The 17357-nt window shown below is 39.6% G+C and carries 12 protein-coding genes; 6 read left to right on the top strand and 6 right to left on the bottom strand.

Features of this window, described 5'->3' with window-relative positions:
• Nucleotides 1-180: 180 nt before the first annotated feature.
• Both AC2VE5_RS14325 and AC2VE5_RS14320 read right to left on the bottom strand, forming a co-directional pair.
• Nucleotides 181-723 (bottom strand): ImmA/IrrE family metallo-endopeptidase, encoded by a 543-nt coding sequence (locus AC2VE5_RS14325; RefSeq protein ID WP_486888418.1) that lies wholly within the window; start codon nt 721-723, stop codon nt 181-183.
• 6 nt (nt 724-729) lie between these two features.
• Nucleotides 730-1086, bottom strand: coding sequence for a helix-turn-helix domain-containing protein (locus AC2VE5_RS14320; protein WP_486888417.1), 357 nt, complete (start codon nt 1084-1086; stop codon nt 730-732).
• 209 nt (nt 1087-1295) lie between these two features.
• On the opposite strand from AC2VE5_RS14320, the gene AC2VE5_RS14315 reads away from it, so the two are divergent.
• From AC2VE5_RS14315 to AC2VE5_RS14305, 3 genes are all read left to right on the top strand, one after another.
• Nucleotides 1296-2450, top strand: coding sequence for a restriction endonuclease-related protein (locus AC2VE5_RS14315; RefSeq protein ID WP_486888416.1), 1155 nt, complete (start codon nt 1296-1298; stop codon nt 2448-2450).
• Nucleotides 2451-6002, top strand: a complete 3552-nt coding sequence (locus AC2VE5_RS14310) for a pPIWI_RE_Z domain-containing protein (RefSeq protein ID WP_486888415.1) — start codon at nt 2451-2453, stop codon at nt 6000-6002.
• A 71-nt stretch (nt 6003-6073) separates the two neighbouring features.
• Nucleotides 6074-9028, top strand: coding sequence for a pPIWI_RE module domain-containing protein (locus AC2VE5_RS14305; RefSeq protein WP_486888414.1), 2955 nt, complete (start codon nt 6074-6076; stop codon nt 9026-9028).
• A gap of 111 nt (nt 9029-9139) precedes the next feature.
• On the opposite strand, the gene AC2VE5_RS14300 is transcribed toward AC2VE5_RS14305, so the two are convergent.
• The 3 genes from AC2VE5_RS14300 to pheT form a co-directional block, all read right to left on the bottom strand.
• Nucleotides 9140-10552 carry a LuxR C-terminal-related transcriptional regulator gene (locus AC2VE5_RS14300; RefSeq protein WP_486888413.1) on the bottom strand — a complete coding sequence of 471 codons (1413 nt, stop codon included), beginning with the start codon at nt 10550-10552 and terminating at the stop codon, nt 9140-9142.
• A gap of 86 nt (nt 10553-10638) precedes the next feature.
• The gene (locus AC2VE5_RS14295) at nt 10639-10908 is read right to left on the bottom strand and encodes a YciI family protein (protein ID WP_486888412.1); all 270 of its coding nucleotides are present in this window, start codon (nt 10906-10908) and stop codon (nt 10639-10641) included.
• Nucleotides 10909-10968: 60 nt separating this feature from the next.
• Nucleotides 10969-13437, bottom strand: a complete 2469-nt coding sequence (gene pheT / locus AC2VE5_RS14290) for a phenylalanine--tRNA ligase subunit beta (protein ID WP_486888411.1) — start codon at nt 13435-13437, stop codon at nt 10969-10971.
• A gap of 291 nt (nt 13438-13728) precedes the next feature.
• Here pheT and AC2VE5_RS14285 point away from each other — a divergent pair, with 291 nt between their 5' ends.
• Nucleotides 13729-15333 carry a protein kinase domain-containing protein gene (locus AC2VE5_RS14285; RefSeq protein WP_486888410.1) on the top strand — a complete coding sequence of 535 codons (1605 nt, stop codon included), beginning with the start codon at nt 13729-13731 and terminating at the stop codon, nt 15331-15333.
• A gap of 11 nt (nt 15334-15344) precedes the next feature.
• On the opposite strand, the gene AC2VE5_RS14280 is transcribed toward AC2VE5_RS14285, so the two are convergent.
• Entirely contained in the window at nt 15345-16589 is a 1245-nt protein-coding gene (locus AC2VE5_RS14280; RefSeq protein ID WP_486888409.1) for a molybdopterin molybdotransferase MoeA, read from the bottom strand.
• 287 nt (nt 16590-16876) lie between these two features.
• Here AC2VE5_RS14280 and rpmG point away from each other — a divergent pair, with 287 nt between their 5' ends.
• Nucleotides 16877-17071, top strand: a complete 195-nt coding sequence (gene rpmG, locus AC2VE5_RS14275) for a 50S ribosomal protein L33 (RefSeq protein WP_486888408.1) — start codon at nt 16877-16879, stop codon at nt 17069-17071.
• Nucleotides 17072-17075: 4 nt separating this feature from the next.
• A complete protein-coding gene (gene rpsR / locus AC2VE5_RS14270) occupies nt 17076-17291 on the top strand; it encodes a 30S ribosomal protein S18 (RefSeq protein ID WP_009631296.1) in 216 nt (71 codons plus the stop codon).
• The last annotated feature ends 66 nt before the right edge of the window (nt 17292-17357 follow it).

Here is a 17357-nt window from a genome sequence, read left to right as displayed (position 1 = left end):
GCTCAGGATTTTGGCAAAATGACTACAAAGGAAGTCTGATGTGAGAAAATAAAGTTTAAAAGCTTTACATTACAAGCTTTTTCAAGTTTTAGTTTGTTTTTTCCTTACTCAGAGTGACAAAAGAGGGATAAAGAAGTATTCAACGCAACCCCAATTAAAGCCAGTAATTGTAATAGTTAATTAAACTAAATAACTCCCGGTAACATTCCTACGAAATTTCACCATCTCCTCACTAGCGTTAAAGTGTAAGGCAATTTGAGCAATGGTCATCTTTTTTTGAACTGCCCACAATAAGCCACGTTTAGGAATTTGCAAACATCCCCCCAAATATACTGCTTCGTCTTCGTCTTGTTGTTGGCGTAGGGGTAGTCCAGTTTTAGGATCGTAACCAACCATTTTATGTTTCAAGATGACATGAGCCAATTCGTGCATCAAATTAGATTCTTGTCTGGTAGGTGCATGACGAGAATTATGAACGATCCAAAGCGGATTTTTGCTAATGATGCCTGCTGACCAATTGTCACTATCGCATAAGATTTTCACTTGTTCTGGTTCGGCATTAGGAACCGTTTCAGGAGTGAAAATTGTTGCTTGAAAATATTGTGCCAAAACTCTTGCGGGCAATCGCTCAAAAGCCTTGCAACTTAGTTGGCTGCGTTGGTTTGTTGCGATCGCTTCTAATCTCTGTCTATTCTCAGGCGATAAGCTAGATATCAATCCCACTTGTAACTATTCCTCCTTATTGTCATTTTGAGATAAGTCCTTATATGCTGCTTTGACTAAAGATGCTAAAGCATTGGCGATCGCAGGATCGAGATTTTTATCTGCCCGTAATTGAATAGAAATCGCTTCAGGAGTATCTAAATGTTCGTCCTCTGTATTTTTGATTAACTCAGATAACGGTACTTCTAGCCAGTCACATAAAGCCAAAAAAGTATCCATATCTGGGATTTTGCCATTTTCTACCCTCGAAATAGTAGAAGGGCTAACATTACCAATTTCTTGCGCTGTTTCCCGTAATCCACGAGAACCACGTTTGCTACGGACTAAGCTGGCTAATCTTTCAATATCTAAATAACTTCCCATAATGCTATATTGTTTAATAGAAAATTTTTTGTTGCTCTATTGACACAAAACAGAAGATTGCTGTATGCTTAATGAAACGATTGTATCGCTTGTAAGAAATCATGACAATTAAGTAATACGTATTCACAATGTTTATTTAGTGATGTCAAAGGTAGGATTAAACACATTTTGCCTTGTCAATTTTGTTCGCCTTATAAACTATTAGCTTTATGGTTACTAAAACAGAATTCTTTGACTATCTAGTAATTGGGTTAAAGGACTTTTTGTCTCAGGAAAAGAAATATCCTTATCCAGATTTACTACGCCATGCTATGAATGATTTATCACTAGAAATGAAGAAAAGTATTCCTTTTCCTAAAACGATAAATGGGTTTTTACGGTTACTAGAAGAACCAGTAAAAGATTTGTGTCCCAGTGGTTTTCATTTTATTCCCAAAGAATTCGATGGCGATTTTGGTTTGATAGATGAAGGAAGTCTTAGCGAAGCCGCTAATGATTATCTGCATGAGGAGTTGATAACCAAAGGTAGAATTCCTAAAAATGCTAACTCTTACACTCAGCAGTTGGCAATCGACAACAAAAATTTTATCAGTGTTTTAGACAAATTACGAGATGTTTATAACGACATTGATTCGGAACAAGCGCAGCAAGAATATTTATTATTTCGCCCTTTTCTAATTCAAAATCAATATACTACTCCTAATAAAATTCGTAAAGCTTTTCTGCGTACTAAGTATATTTGTATTGAAGAAGTCGGAGCGTTATACGAAGAGTGCCAAGAAAATCAAACTTATTGGTATTGCGATCGCTGTGGAATTTTAATAGAAAAATACGGGCAAGTAAAAGGAATTAAACCTAGCTTATGCGGAAATCATCATAAAAACCAGTCTTATGTTCATAAAGTTAAGTGGGAAACAGGTTTACTTCGGATTAAAGATGGCATTCATCAACGAGTTTGTTTTCCTGGCATTCCTGAACTTAATTTGTATTTAGCTTTAGAAGAATTAAAAGAAAAACATTCAGATTATTTACAACAAGTCAAGTTATATCCTGGTTTAGATCGTTACGATTTACAGTTGCGTTTCAGGGATGATGCAGTATGGGCAATCGATCTTAAAGATGTGCAATATCCTTACAAACTAGCTGAAAATCTTAAGCCTTTATATAGAGAGGGAAGTTTGCGTTATGACGAAAGCTTTTATGTAATTAGCGATCGCTGCATCAAAAATCAGCCAGATTATTTAAAAATAGCCCGTAAAGAAGCAAAAACCTTACCTCATACTACTCATTTATTAAGCAAGCGAGATTTCAGACAAAGAGTCAGTAACAAAATTACCGAACTACAGAAAGGAAAATTATCTTAGATGTTTACTTACACTCTGTTCCTACCACCCACTGAATTTGAGGAACGTATTAAAGAAATAGATTTAGAAGATACGTTAGCAAAATTACTACTGCAAGTTGAACTGGGTTTTGCTTTAACCGAATATCTCCAGATTGATGATGAACCAGTCACCGTAGTATGCGAGATTTTAAGCAAAACACTAATCAGACATCCTCGACTACAAAATTTAAGTCCAGAAAGCAAAAGAGCGATCGCTAATGCTAGACAAGTTGTCCCTTTCTCTTCTCGTTTTAGTTGGCTAAATGCCTTACGAGATTATATGAGAAATATTCCTGGAGATTGGCGCAACTATAATTTCGGCATTCAAGATTTAGATAATCAGATTATTAACTCTGCTAAAAATCTACAACAACAAGCTAATCAAAATATATACAATATCTGTTTAAGAACACAGTTGGAATTTCGTAAAAGAAAACGAGAACAAGTTGAAGCGGGAACCTACTATCAAATTGAATCCGCAACTGAAGATGAACCCTCGGTAAAATTGCACATTAACTTTACTCAAGAACAAGTTAGAACTAATTACCCATTAACACCTTGGTTGCAACCAAAAAATAAACGACCTATTGAAATCAATATCTCAGATTTAGAACAAGCAGCAATATTTTTAGACAATAGAGAAGAAGAATTAGCACGACAGTATTCTTGGTCTGATACTGACAGAGGTAACTGGTTAAGGCGTTTTGAAAAGCTTAATTATCATAAAGTTTTACCAAATAACATTGTTGAGGAACAACGTGCAGAAACTATTAATATAGACGGTTTTACTCATATTGCGGGGATAGTAGCGTCAGGAAAATCTACTTTATCCATACTAATAGCCGTCCACATCATTAAAAATAACCTTGACTATCGTTTAACCATAGTTGTTGGCGATGTCCAAGCAGAGATCAAACTAGCTAACCAATTTAACTGGTGGTTTTGCAACGGTCCAGAACAAGATGAACCAGTTGCCGTACCAATTTTAGGGGGTAGTCAGCGAGATAAACATTTAAGAGGTTTCAGTGGTTCTAATGATTATTTAACACATCTTCAAAGAGGACAACCTCATTGGGGAGAACGTTGGCTGAGTGTTGTATGTCCCCTGCAAGGAAGAATTGCCCCAAGCGATCGCATCAATATTTTACACGGCAAACCTCTTACGCCAGGAAAAGAACCTTGTCATACTCTCCAGGAAGCACCAAGGGATCGAACTAAAAAAGCTAATGACGATTATTATTTTTGCCCTTTATTCAATTGCTGTCCGTCCAAACAAGCCTGGCGAGATATGCCCGCAGCAAAAGTTTGGATTACTACTCCAGGCGCGATGGCACAAGGAGGGATGCCCTATCACTACGAATTACGTCACATTAAAGTTGGTGAATTGGTTTATGAACAATCAGATATTGTCATCTTTGATGAAGTCGATACAGTTATTGAGTGGTTTGATAAAGTATATGCCGAGCAAGTCACGATAACTAATAGTAATGATGGCATTTTTGATGAGATAGGTATTAAAACCGAGCAATATGCTCGAAATAATCGAGTTCCGCCTCGCGTACAACAAAGATGGAATAACGCCCAGAGACAAGGACAAAGCGCTATTACTACAACCTTGACTTTATTAAATCCAAAGTATGGACATCAAATTTTAAGAGATTGGACGAGTAGGGGATTTTTTACTCCTCATGTTTTGTTTTTTAAATTGGCACGTCGTTTAGCTGGATTAGAAGAATACAACTCTTATCGCAGATCGGAACAGCAGATTTGCAGAGATAATCGCATAGTTCAATGGATTATGCGTCATTTTGATACTTTTTTGCGAGAAGACCCTACAAAAGACCGAATAGGAGTTACACCACCAGTTGCCAGACTTATACAAATTAGTCAAAGAGTCAACAGTATAGGAGATAGTGCTACCGATGATGCTATTTTCTTAGCTTGTAGAAGTTGGATAACTCAATTTTTTCCTAATACTTCCAGAAGATTGGAAAAATTAGCTCTAAGGTTGTGGATACACAAAAATCAAAACAGTCAGCATACAATTAGCCTATCAGATGTTCAAGATGAGTTAGATACTATAGATAGTCTGGCTCTGCGTTTGCAGTTTGCCCTAACCATTACTCTTTTAGATCGTCATACCAAAATCGTTTTTTATGAATGGCAAAATCGACCATCTAATATTCCAGAAGCACCACCTCATCGGCGAATGCCAAGCGCGATGTACAATATATTGTCTTTGCCAGTAACAGGAAGAGAGTTCGGTACTTACTATTCTCGAAATAATGACAATACTCTAACTTTGTTTGCTTACACTAACATTGGCAGACAGTATGTTCTCAACTATCACAACTTATTAACGGATTTTGATGGACGAAGAGGTGCAAATGTTCTGGCACTTTCGGGAACATCTTATCTACCAGATTCAACTACCTTTCATGTAAACGACCCTCAAGGAATTTTAAAACCAGAGGAAACAGCCCAAGATGCCATTGGGCGAAGTAAGTTTCAGTTTCTACCTCAGTTTGATTGTAAAGATAAACCAATTCGGGTTTCTGGTAGTTTGAGTAGCCATAAAAAAGCCAAACCTAAATTTCAAGAATTAGCACAGTCTCTAGTTACCGCTAAGGGTAGCAACCATCTAGTTCTGGAATTGAAAACATTAAAACAATTAGGTGAAAGTAACCCTGAACATTGGGCAGATCGCGATCGCGTTTTGGTATTTACTAATTCTTACGATCAAGCTGAATGGGTAGCTGATGAGATGCGTAGCTGTTTGCCTAATATTCGTCAGCAAATTTATCATCTAGTCTCTGATAATGCTGAAAACTCAAAGAGAACAAAACCTGGGGCATTAATACGAGCAGATATAGAAATATCTGGACAAACTGATTGTAAAATACTGGTTGCTCCTACCAGTTCTATTGGACGTGGGTTTAACATTTTAAACAGTAGGGGCAAAGCAGCTTTTGGTGCGGTTTACTTTTTAACTCGTCCCTATCCTCATCCTGATGATACGCAAGCGATCGCTCAAGAAATGAATCGACGTGCTTATGATTGGTTGGAAAAAGAAGACTTTATCGCTTGGCAACAAGGAGACGGTATTGCCCATCGTGCGGAATTATTAAGGAAAACAGCAAATGCTTATTGGCGATCGGTAGAACAACGCTCTTATTATAAAACTCTGCGGGATAATAAGGATTTATGTGCCTTTCCTCGTCACGATTTAGCAGCAACTACATTAGGCAGAATCATTCAAGCAGTAGGGCGTTTAATTCGCGGTGGTGTTCCTTTTCATGGTTATTTTGTTGATTCTGCTTGGGCAGACAACAGTGCTAAAAAGCTTGCTGCTATTAGAGTAGGAGACGAGCCGAACACTATTAAGAACGATACAGAAGAAAATAGCTTGCTAGTCGCAATGATTAAAATCATCTGCAATAAATACGCTTGCAAAACTAACCCAGTTGGGAATGCTTTATATAAACCCTTAGCAGATGCTCTTGATTATACAGAACAACTTTACTGGGAATAATTTTGTAAAATAGGCAATGCCTACTCTATTTTTTAAGAACACTAATTTACCTCTTTTTTCTAAAATAAATTATGCCAAAAAACAATAACTTCTCTGTAGCTTTGCCTGCCCGTATGGATTTAGAAAATGATTCGCTATCTACGATGACCATTGCTGTATTAATGTTTCCTTTTGCCAAAGAAGTCAAAGACTTTTGCCAAGATATCAAGAAAGTATTACGCAGTGGCAAGCCAATTTATGCACCTTATCGTCAATTAAATAATGGTTTACTTGCTTGTACTTCTACTCTGACTTATGCTTTTGAATATTTTGAAACTATAAATGATATCTCTCAATATAGAGCTTTAGCTGTTGGCAAATTAGAGAAAAAATTAAATGTACCAACACCTGAACAAATACACGAACTAATTTTTATTTGGGCGCAAACTTGGACAAAACAATACTTAGGGAAGAAAGGGAAACAAGATGAAATTAAAACTGTATGCGATCGCTTTTTGGATACAATCGCATCCATCCCTCAAAATTGGAATTGGGAATATCTGCAACCAAAAACTTTAATTAATGACATTAACTCTCAATATGGTTTAAGCTATCAAGCTATACCCAGTCTTTTAGTTACCTTATTACACGAAAAAACTTGTATTATTTTTTCTGGAGATGGAGAACAAAACATTAAATGGCGCAAAGTACAAGGAGGTGGTTCAACAAAAACGGGATTACACTTAGTTAGTCAACCTTTTAAAGCAAATTATATTGACAATAATGATAACGAAAGAGAAGGGTATTTTGCTTATAATTTGAATTTTCATTTACAGACTCAAGCAGGAAGATTTAATTCAGAAAGTCATCTAAAACCTTGGATATTTATACACCTTAGTTGTCAAAGATATGCTCATGAACCTTTAGTAGATGCTAATTATGGGCGAGATCTATCAATTTTAATAGGTATGAACCAAGCTCGTTTAGATAGTTATCCGACAGACTCAACCTTAGTTAAATTAATTATTGAAAACAATGCAAACAAATCTTGGCAAGAACAATTACCAGATTTGCTAACTGCATTTAAAGCGCGATCGCTTATTAATCCTCAAGATATTTTGAATAACCCAACTGAATATGGCAATTTAGATAATGTCAATAATTGGCAGAAAGATGAATATTATGTTGTGCATTCTGAAGGTTATGGATACAACCAAGAAGGTCAAAAAGGTAGAGGACACGGACATTATATTAAAACAGGCTTTAGTTTAAAAGAACGTGCTGATATTACTAATCAAGTATTGCAATTCTTAAATGGTGTGTTAATTCCAGATAAACCGATGGAATGCGACATTGCTACACCCGTTGGCAAAAAAATGCCTTTAGCAATGAGAGATTACGAATGGCATCGTAAATCTTTAAATTCATCTTTACCCAAAAAGCTTACTGAAGCAGAAAAACAACAATTCCGAAAAGAAAAGCAAATTATTATTGCAGATGCTATTAAACGAGCATCAAACAATAAACAGATATATTTGTTTGTTATTTACTATGAGGAGTACACTAAAATTCTAGCCCTTCAGCAATTACGCCAAGCTTTCTTATTACAAGACGGTGATAATTTTCCAAAACATATCAATGTTATAGATGTTTTTATTAACGATCCCGAACTTTTACAAAAATTATCTGTATCTGGATTACCCTCAGTTAACGATAATTTTAAAGAGGAATTTAGAAAGCAACATCAATTGAAGCGTCAAGCTTGGCAAAATTTTATTAAACAAAATGTCATTACTTTAATAAAGGATAAAACTAATTACGATCTTTTTGCAATTATTGAAATCGGAACAAGTAAAGTAAAAAAAATACATCCGCAACAAAGTATTCGTGGTGCAGTCAGAGAAGCTTGTGTATTAGAAAATATTAATTCTCAAATGCTGCAAACAGTTAAACCAAAGGGCAAAGAAGCCCCAGAAGATACTACAACTTATAACGACAAAACCAAGGGAAGAGTATTAAATGCAGTATTAGATGTAACTCTGCGTCAAACAGGAACATTATACGGCTTACCATCCGAAGTTTATAAAGTTGCACAAATACCAGAAAATTTTGCTAAAAAATTAGATGTAATTGCCTTTTGTCGGATTCAAAAAAACAACTTTATCGGTACAACTCCGTTTCAATATGCAGTTGCGGTTCGTCTTAATGCTACAGGTACAGTAGATGTGTTACTTCCTAACCAACAGCAATGGATACCTTATTCACAAGCAGGAATAGCTATAGGTCAATTATTTCATCAGGCACGAAAAGGAGATCGGGATAGTCTCAACCAAATTCAAATGAAAGGCGGACAATTAGTAAAATTTGTAGCTGACGTTTTAGGTCAATATATCGAAAACCCCACAATTGCGTTAATTGAAGCTGATGTTTGGCGCAATGAAAAAAGTAAAGATGGAGGTAATAATCAAGCTTGGTTTCAGCTAAAGAATGAATATTTGCTAGAACAGCGAGATGTTTTGAACTTTAGTCATGTTTCCGGTCATAATTGTCAATATCAAAGAGATGACAAGATTTTCAAAAATTTACTTTGTGTAATTCGTCTTCGTAGCAATAATGAAACCCCGCAATATGTAACTAATAGAACCACTTGGAGCGAAGATTCTACAACTTCAGATTTCACAAAATTAAGTGGTTTTATAGATCGAACCGTTCCAGAGTTATTACATTATTTTTCTGTAGGAAGAATACCAGATACGCAGAAAAAGACACAAGATACTCCCGACGCTAGAGAATTGTATAAAAGCGATCGCACTGAAAATGTATATGCTGCCAATATTGCCTATAAGCATCAACAAATGATTGAAATGCTACCATTCTTTGTTCGTCCCGATTTTCAATCAGAAGACAATCTCAAAGCACTTTGTCGAGTACCCCATTTTCTAAGAATTTCTCCAGGATTTACGAAAGGAAATATTAGCCATCCATACCCAATGCACCTAGGAACAACATTAATTGAAGATTTGCTTTGTATTTTAGATTTAGACTAATAGTGAAATGAGATATTCTGTACAGTGCTACAATGCTACAATCTAACTAAATCAATATGTAGTGGTGCGATCGCATTTATTCTAGAATTGCTATACAGAAACTTGCCCTTGCTAAATCCAACCGTTAACGATCGCACAAGCAATTGCCTGATACCGAGTTTTTGCCTTTAGTTTCACCAAAACATTATTCATGTGAAACTTGACGGTACTTTCGCTAATAATTAAATGTTTAGCAATGTCGTGATCGCGCTTTCCCTCAGTTAGCAAAGTCAAAATCTCTAATTCGCGATCGCTAAGGTGTTGCTCACAATCCTCCGATTCAATACCCCAAAATTTACCGCTAACTACGGATTCTACACAGCAGCGTAGTTGCTCTGGCGTAGTAGATAAGTCAACTTTTGCTTTAATTCCTTTAGGTATTCGCTCTAGTTGATCGATCCAGATTACCTGTTTTGCCGATTCAACTTGAGTAATATCATTCGTTAACAAAGGCACGTTTTCATCTTCGTTGCTGACGGCTACACCTGCTAAAAAACACAAGTGAGTAAAGGCTAATTGTAAAATAGGCGAACGGCACTTAATTTGTAATTGCTGTAAAGAGACTTCGCCAGTATAGGGAATTTTGAGCGCAACTTGCATTGCGCGCCCGTCGATAGTAGGTTGAGTTTGCAACGAACCACCTAAATAAGAGGCAATAAAAAATAATTTGCTCAAGCAAGACTCTATCCATGTCTGCAGGTTACGCTCGGTGAGGATGGGAACAATTGCTTCGACACTAACCGTATCTTCACTGTAAATTAGCCGACAATAGCTACACTCAATACGTTTGAGAATTTCCGCAGTTTGGAGAAAAACATAACTTACGCTCAGAGTCAGGGGTTTTTCGGTTCCAATTAAAGTTAGTCGAGTAACGCTGAGAATGGTAACTAGGCGATCGCATAAATTCCTGTGGCTATAGTTAAAATTGCTAGTTACCTGCCAAGCTTGTTTCTCTTTTTGGTGTTGCATGGCGGTATCTAACACGATCGCGCAAATTGTGCAAAGGGTCTGCAATACTTCCAAAAATTCCAATTCCAACGATTGATGGCTAAATACGGCTAAAACGCCAATTGCTTTATCGTCAATAGTTAAAGGATACCCGGCAAACCCACGAATATTATTGGCGATCGCCCATTCTTTATTTCCTACCCAAGGCTCTGCTGCTAAATTATTGCTCAAAAAAGAGACGCGATTTTGAGCAATTTTGCCGACTTTGTAGGCTCCCATCGGTACGCGGGCAAAGGAGCCATTGGTATGACTGTACATTCCCGCCGAAGCAATGAGTTTTAACATAGTCCGATCTGGTTCTACTAGCCACAGCCGAGCAAAAGCACAATCAAATCTCTCAACGAGACTTTCGGTAGCCTTGCGCGCAATTTCCGCTAATTCTAGGCAGCCAGAGAAGTTTTGGGTAATTTCATTAACTTGTTGCAAGTCAAATAAAATTCGCGTCGAGTCGAGCAGTCCACTCCGCAAGTCAGGCATCTAAATAGACAGTATAATATCTAACCTTATTGAGGCGTAGATTGACACGGAGTTTTGTATCTCAAACTACGATTCTATCTGCTAGGTCAAAAAGCTTGAATCCACTCTTTGATTTCGTACTCAGTCCAAATCCCATTTTGCCAGTAAGGATCGGCTTCAACTAACTGACGTACTGTTGCTTCATCTGGCGCTTCATAGATGCCAAAAACTTTGGTGACATCTTTGGTGGGACCAATAGTAACTAAAACACCAGATTCTTTTTGCACGGCTAACCCGTCTAAATGTGCTTGACGATGAGGAGTGCGTTTTTCCAGCACATCCTCGCAATAAGTTCCCCACATTACATATTTAGGCATGATAGTTTTAGATATTTTTGAATTGATTTGAGGGCAGGGCGCAGAAACACGCCCTTACAGTTAACTTCTGAGATTGACACGGAATTTTTCAATCAAAGATTCTCGGACTTTTTGATGTACGGGTTCCACTTCCGCCTCTGTCAAAGTGCGATCGTTCGCGCGATAAATTAGCCGAAATGCCAAGCTTCTTTGTCCTTGGGGGACATTTTCGCCTCGGTATTCATCAAACAACTGGGCTGATTCTAAAATTTTGCCTCCAGCAACGGAAATTGCTCTGAGCAATTCTGCTACAGAAATCTCCATAGAGGCAAAAAAGGCAATATCTCGATCCGTTGCTGGATAAGTAGAATAACTTTTGAACTGGTGTTTGGTGATTTCTGCCTCATCCACACAATCTAAAAGCACGTCCAAATTGAGTTGGAAAGCGTACACCTCATCGGGTAAATCTTTATCTTTCCGCAATTGAGGATGCAACTGCCCAAAAGTTCCCAAACGGTTTCCTTGCAACCACAAGGAAGCTGTACGCCCTGGATGCAGGCGCGGATCTTGATGGTTGGGTTGATACTCTCCCACTACCCCTAGGCGCTGAAAGCCGCTTTCTAGTACGCCTTTAGCTTCAAACCAATCCATGGGGCGCCTTTGCCCGCCACGAGTCCACTTGCCAACAACAGGATCGCCGCCCAAAATTCCTGCCAATTCTTCAGCTTCGGCGAACCCCTGCTCGTCTTGCCAAAAAATTCTACCAATCTCAAAGCCATTTAAAGTTGGATTACCCTGGGAGCGATTGTACTCAAAAGCCTCAATCAATCCAGAAAGCAAGTCTGTCCGCAAAGCGGAGTATTCAACAAATAAAGGGTTAGCTAGAACTATTTGTCGATCTTCTCCAGGCTTGACTAAAGAATAATGGATTAATTCTGTAAGTCCAGTGGCGCGAAAAGCTGCCCGAATTTCGCGCCTTAGCTGTACTTCCAAAGGCAAGTAACCTGGTTCAGTTTTTTCTGGGAGAGTGTCGCAAAAGCGATCGTAGCCGTAAACCCGACCAATTTCTTCAATTAGATCAATTTCCCTTTCCAAGTCTCGATGGCGGTAAGAGGGAACTTTGACAGTCCAAGTCCGCGCCCGATCGCGGTGGGGTTCGATCTCGCATCCCAAGGCTGTCAATATCTGCTGCATTTGCTCTGCTTGCAGTTCCCCAGTAGTTTCGCCCAAATCTATGGGTCCCAATAATTGATTTACGCGGTCTAAACGCAGTTCAATGGAGCGTGAAAAAGTTTCTAAGTTTGGGCGCGTATCGACAATAACTTGCTCCTCAATAACGCCTCCAGTTATTTCCTGAATCAAGTTTAAAGCGCGATCGCAAGCTATCTCTAGTTCTACCGAATTTACACCCCGCTCGTAACGCGCTGATGCTTCGCTACGCAAGCCCAAACTTCTTGCCGAGCGCCGAATTGCCGCACTATCAAATAACGCTGCTTCTAAGACTAAACTTTGTGTGTCGTCGTGTACTTCTGTCTCTGCGCCCCCCATTACCCCAGCGATCGCTACAGGCTTGTCATTGGCAGTAATTAGCAAGTTTTGGGGAGATAAAGTTCGATTTTGCCCGTCTAAAGTCTGCAAAACTTCTCTAGCTTCGGCAAAACGCACGCCCATTGTTAGGCTCGTTCCTCCAGCTACCGATTGCAGGCGATCGCGATCGAAAGCGTGTAGGGGCTGTCCCCATTCCAATAAAACGTAGTTAGTAATATCTACAACATTATTTATCGGTCTGACTCCTGCCGCTTGCAAGCGCTGCTGCAACCAACTAGGAGAAGGGGCAACTTTAGAGCGCGAAATTACTGTCCCAATATAAGTAGAACTTGCTGGCGCTGCGGATATTTTTATTTTTAATTGACTTGCGGTGCTAGTTGTTTCAACTTTTGTCACCTTTGGTAATTTTACGGCTCTACTCGTCAAAGCTGCTACTTCTCGTGCTACTCCTACCATACTGAGAGCATCTGCACGATTTGCCGTTGCTGTCAAGTCTAAGATTACGTCATCTAACCCCAACAAAGGACGAGCATCACTGCCTACTTGTAGCAGATCTTGATTTTCTTTATTTACCTCAGCAAAGATATGAATTCCCGCCGATTCTTTGGCTAAACCCACTTCTGCCAAAGAGCAGATCATCCCTTCAGAACTTACCCCCCGCAGCTTTGCTGGGCGAATTTTTAAGTCTATTTTCGGTAAATAAGTGCCAACGGTGGCAATTGGTACATAAATATTTTCCCGGACGTTGGCAGCGCCGCAAACAATTTGCAATGGTTCTGATTTTGAACCCACATCAACGGTTGTGACGCTTAGTTTGTCTGCATTTGGATGTGGTTTACACGTCTGTACCCTACCCACAACAACGCCAGAAGCCCAAGTACGCCGATCTTCAATATCTTCCACCTCAAACCCCGCCAGCGTTAGGGTTTCCGCCAACTCCTCTGGAGTAAGTGTCAACGCTGGTTCTACCAGTTCTTGCAGCCAGTTAAGAGAGATACGCATGAAAAAATGCTTGCTTATACGAAAGGAAAGCCTGACTATCTTACTGCGGTCTGGTATAAAAACCCAATAATTGGGAATTATAAGTCTGGAGGCTAAAAAGCAGTATTTTTCTGTAAAAATAAATTTTACTTCGGTAGATTTCCCTAGTAAGGAGCCTACAATCGCTCTAACTTTAACGCATCTTTAAACACGATTCAACAAAAATGAGTTTGTATTTGTTCGTATTTATTTGGATAATTAAGGCGGGGTGCAACTATCCAAAAAACCCTAACCCTAGGAGTTGACCCGTTCATGACCTACTGCTTAAATCCTAAATGTTGTCATCCAGAAAACTCTATAGACCAAACAAAGTGCGCCTCTTGCGGCTTTGAAATAGTTAAATTGCGCGATCGCTATTGCGTGTCGCAAGCTTTAGCTCATGGAGGTTTTGGAGCTACTTTTTTGGCGCAAGATCAAGGGTTACCAGGCGAACCAGTTTGCGTCATCAAACAACTGCGCCCGTCTGTTAATGAGCCAAATGTTTTTCAAATGGCACGGGATTTATTTGAACGAGAAGCTAAAACTTTAGGCAGAATTGGCAATCATCCCCAAATACCAAGACTACTTGATTATTTTGAAGAAGATAATCAATTTTATTTAGTCCAAGAATACATAAATGGCGCTACCTTGCAGCAAGAAGTCAAACGCTACGGTGCTTTTAGTGAAGCTGGAGTCAAACAATTTTTAAGTGAAATTTTACCCATATTGCAATACATCCACGATCAACGGGTAATTCATCGAGACATCAAGCCTGCTAACCTAATTCGGCGCGTGGAAGACTGCAAGCTAGTGATGATTGACTTTGGCGCTGTCAAAAACGAGGTAAATAATACAATTGGTAGTCAAGCGTTGCATACTACTGTCACTTCCTATGCTGTTGGTACGGCGGGCTTTGCTCCACCAGAACAAATTGCCCTGCGTCCAGTTTATGCTAGTGATATCTATGCTGTGGGCGTTACTTGCATCTACTTACTTACAGGTAAGTCGCCTAGAGACTTTGATTACCATCCTTCTACTGGGGAAATGTTGTGGGAGCAAAAAGTCCGCGTTAGCGATTCTCTAACTAAAGTCCTCAAAACAATGTTAGAAGTATCGGTTCGTCATCGTTACAAATCTGCGGCAGAAGTTTTGAGCGCAATTCAACTTGAACCCTACGAAGATAGTTTAGCCAACAGCATGGCTGACCGCAAAAAGCCCCTCTCTAACAATGACAAATCAGGATTTTTGGATCGCTCTAATAATGCGGAAGGCTACAATCCATCTATTGTGCAGATGGCAACATCAATCCGCGAACGACGGATTAAATCTATAGAAGCTAATCCTAAGTCAACTATAGATGCCGATCGAGAAGCGAAAACTAAAGCTTGGAAAGCAAAAACAACTAATAAACCTAGCGTTCCTCCGACTGCTAAAAGTCCGCCGATTGTGCGGATGGATAGCCATAGTCTACTCACTGCTTATATTCACGGCAGACGTGACTTTGCCATGCAAGACCTAAGTATGCTGAACTTGGAAAGAGCAGATTTAACAGAAGTAAATTTTCATGGTTGCAAGCTACATAAAACTAATCTACACAAAGCAATTTTGTTTAATAGTGATCTAGGACAAGCTAGTCTCAATCAAGCGTCTTTGAAAGATGCAAACTTGAGTAGGGCTTATCTTAGCCATGCTGACTTGGAAGGCGCAGACCTGCGGGGAGCAGATTTGAGCGATGCTTATCTCAATCATGCCAACTTGCGCGGTGCTAATTTGAGCAGGGCAAATCTTACTAATGCTAAAGTCTCGGATGAGCAGTTGGCACTGGCTAAAACTAATTGGATGACTATACGCCCTAATGGGAAACGGGTGGTGTTGTAGTAGAAACGTTCTTAGTTGATTTGTAAAACCCTTACCTTGTCTCCAGCCGCAATATGAGTTTGCCCTACAGGTAAAACGGCTAAACCATTAGTTTGGGCTAAGTTGATTAAATTACCCGAACTTGGATTACCACTTGCGAGTATAAATTCATAATTGCCGTCTACTAACTGTAGTTGCCCCCAAAGGTAACTCTCGCGTTTGCCATCGGCAGTTAAATCGTAACGGCTTTGAGCAAACACAAATCTTGGCTGCCAATTATTCGCCAAACCAGATAGTTTGCGGAGTGCTGGCTGTACAAACCGCCAAAACGTCACCAAGGCAGAAACTGGGTTTCCTGGTAAGCCAAAGTACAAAACTCTTTGTTGAGTTTTAGGCTTGGCAAAGGTAGCCACAGTTAGCGGTTTACCTGGTTTGATACCTACAGAGCGAATATGAATGGTTGCCCCCAATTGTTCTAAATTTTTATCTATATAGTCGTAATCTCCTACCGAGACACCTCCAGAAGACAACACTACATCTGCTATAGATACAGCTTGAGCAATAGCTTTTTTTACTGTTTCTGGGCGATCGCGAATAATGCCCATCGGCACGGGTTCTGAGCCAATCTGTGCCACTAAAGCGGCTAAAGCATACTGATTTGAATCAACAATTTGACCGGGGCGTAAAAGTTCGTCTGGTGCTACTAATTCATTCCCTGTAGACAATATTGCCACGCGCGGGCGACGATAGACGGTTACTTCTCGACATTGAGCCGCCGCTAATACGGCTATTTCTGCCGGATTGATGGTAATTCCTGGGGGCAATAGTTGCCCTCCCGCTTGGTAAAATGAGGCGCGATGGCGCACAAACTCTTGGGCTTTGGGGGCAGCTAAGATCAATATTTTGTTTTCTTCAAGCTGCGTCTGCTCCTGCATGACAACGGTGTCTGCACCGTCGGGCATAACGGCTCCCGTAAAAATTCGGGCAGCTTGTCCTGAGCTTAGGTAGCGCAAAGGCTTGACTCCGGCGGGAATTTCTTCGACAATTTCTAAAGCGATGGGTTGTTCGCACTTAGCGCCTTTGACATCTTCGTAGCGTACTGCGTAGCCATCCATTGCCGAATTATCCCAGTGGGGAAAATCTAATTCGCTAGTAACAGGCAACGCCAAAATGCGATCGATCGCTGTTAATAAAGTTACAACCTCTCTATCCCACTTATTATTTAGAGGCTGTACTAAATTAAAGATAATTGCCTCCGCATCGCTAACTGGTAGCATGGCGATTCCTTACTCCGACTTTTCTACTAAACTATCAGCTAAAAAAAACATCCACAACCACCAAGGGTTAGTAGGTATTTGTTAAGGGTTAACAAATTATGGTGCATTGAGTACGCGATCGCGTTTACTGTCAAAGTATATTATTTTTTTTCCTGCCTCCGCCTTTAACGGCTAAAACTAGACGCTTTAAAAAGTAAATATCAATTATTTGTTGCTAGGATTGGCATTTGTATGAGAAAATTGATATTTGTGTAAAAATTCCGTCAAGACCAAAAAGCACTGATATTATGGCTAAAAGTAAGGGTGTACGGATTGTTGTGACCCTGGAATGTACAGAGTGTCGTACCAATCTAGATAAGCGATCGCCTGGTGTATCTCGTTACACCAGCATGAAGAACCGCCGCAATACCACCGCCCGATTAGAATTGAAGAAATTTTGCCGCTATTGCAACCGTCACACCGTTCATAAGGAAATTAAGTAAACACATGGCTTACTATCGTCGTCGGCTATCTCCCATTAAGCCCCAAGACCCCATCGACTACAAAGATATCGATTTGCTCAGAAAGTTTGTCACCGAGCGCGGAAAAATTCTGCCTCGTCGGATTACTGGATTAACATCAAAGCAGCAAAGAGACTTAGCACTAGCAATCAAGCGGGCGCGAATTGTAGCTTTGATGCCTTTTATCAATGCCGAAGGATAATTTATAAAAGCGATTTTCAGATCGCTTTTAGATGGCAAATTTAGTAAGCTCAAACATTTTTACGCT

This window comes from Aliterella sp. E5.1, assembly GCF_057473825.1.
This window is presented reverse-complemented; position numbering and strand designations above follow the sequence as displayed.

Coding starts and splice junctions, on each gene's coding strand:
- AC2VE5_RS14280 (WP_486888409.1), bottom strand. CDS start 16,589: ATGCTACCAGTTAGCGATGCGGAGGCAATTATCTTTAATTTAGTACAG.
- rpsR (WP_009631296.1), top strand. CDS start 17,076: ATGGCTTACTATCGTCGTCGGCTATCTCCCATTAAGCCCCAAGACCCC.
- AC2VE5_RS14315 (WP_486888416.1), top strand. CDS start 1,296: ATGGTTACTAAAACAGAATTCTTTGACTATCTAGTAATTGGGTTAAAG.
- AC2VE5_RS14310 (WP_486888415.1), top strand. CDS start 2,451: ATGTTTACTTACACTCTGTTCCTACCACCCACTGAATTTGAGGAACGT.
- rpmG (WP_486888408.1), top strand. CDS start 16,877: ATGGCTAAAAGTAAGGGTGTACGGATTGTTGTGACCCTGGAATGTACA.
- AC2VE5_RS14305 (WP_486888414.1), top strand. CDS start 6,074: ATGCCAAAAAACAATAACTTCTCTGTAGCTTTGCCTGCCCGTATGGAT.
- AC2VE5_RS14300 (WP_486888413.1), bottom strand. CDS start 10,552: ATGCCTGACTTGCGGAGTGGACTGCTCGACTCGACGCGAATTTTATTT.
- pheT (WP_486888411.1), bottom strand. CDS start 13,437: ATGCGTATCTCTCTTAACTGGCTGCAAGAACTGGTAGAACCAGCGTTG.
- AC2VE5_RS14295 (WP_486888412.1), bottom strand. CDS start 10,908: ATGCCTAAATATGTAATGTGGGGAACTTATTGCGAGGATGTGCTGGAA.
- AC2VE5_RS14320 (WP_486888417.1), bottom strand. CDS start 1,086: ATGGGAAGTTATTTAGATATTGAAAGATTAGCCAGCTTAGTCCGTAGC.
- AC2VE5_RS14285 (WP_486888410.1), top strand. CDS start 13,729: ATGACCTACTGCTTAAATCCTAAATGTTGTCATCCAGAAAACTCTATA.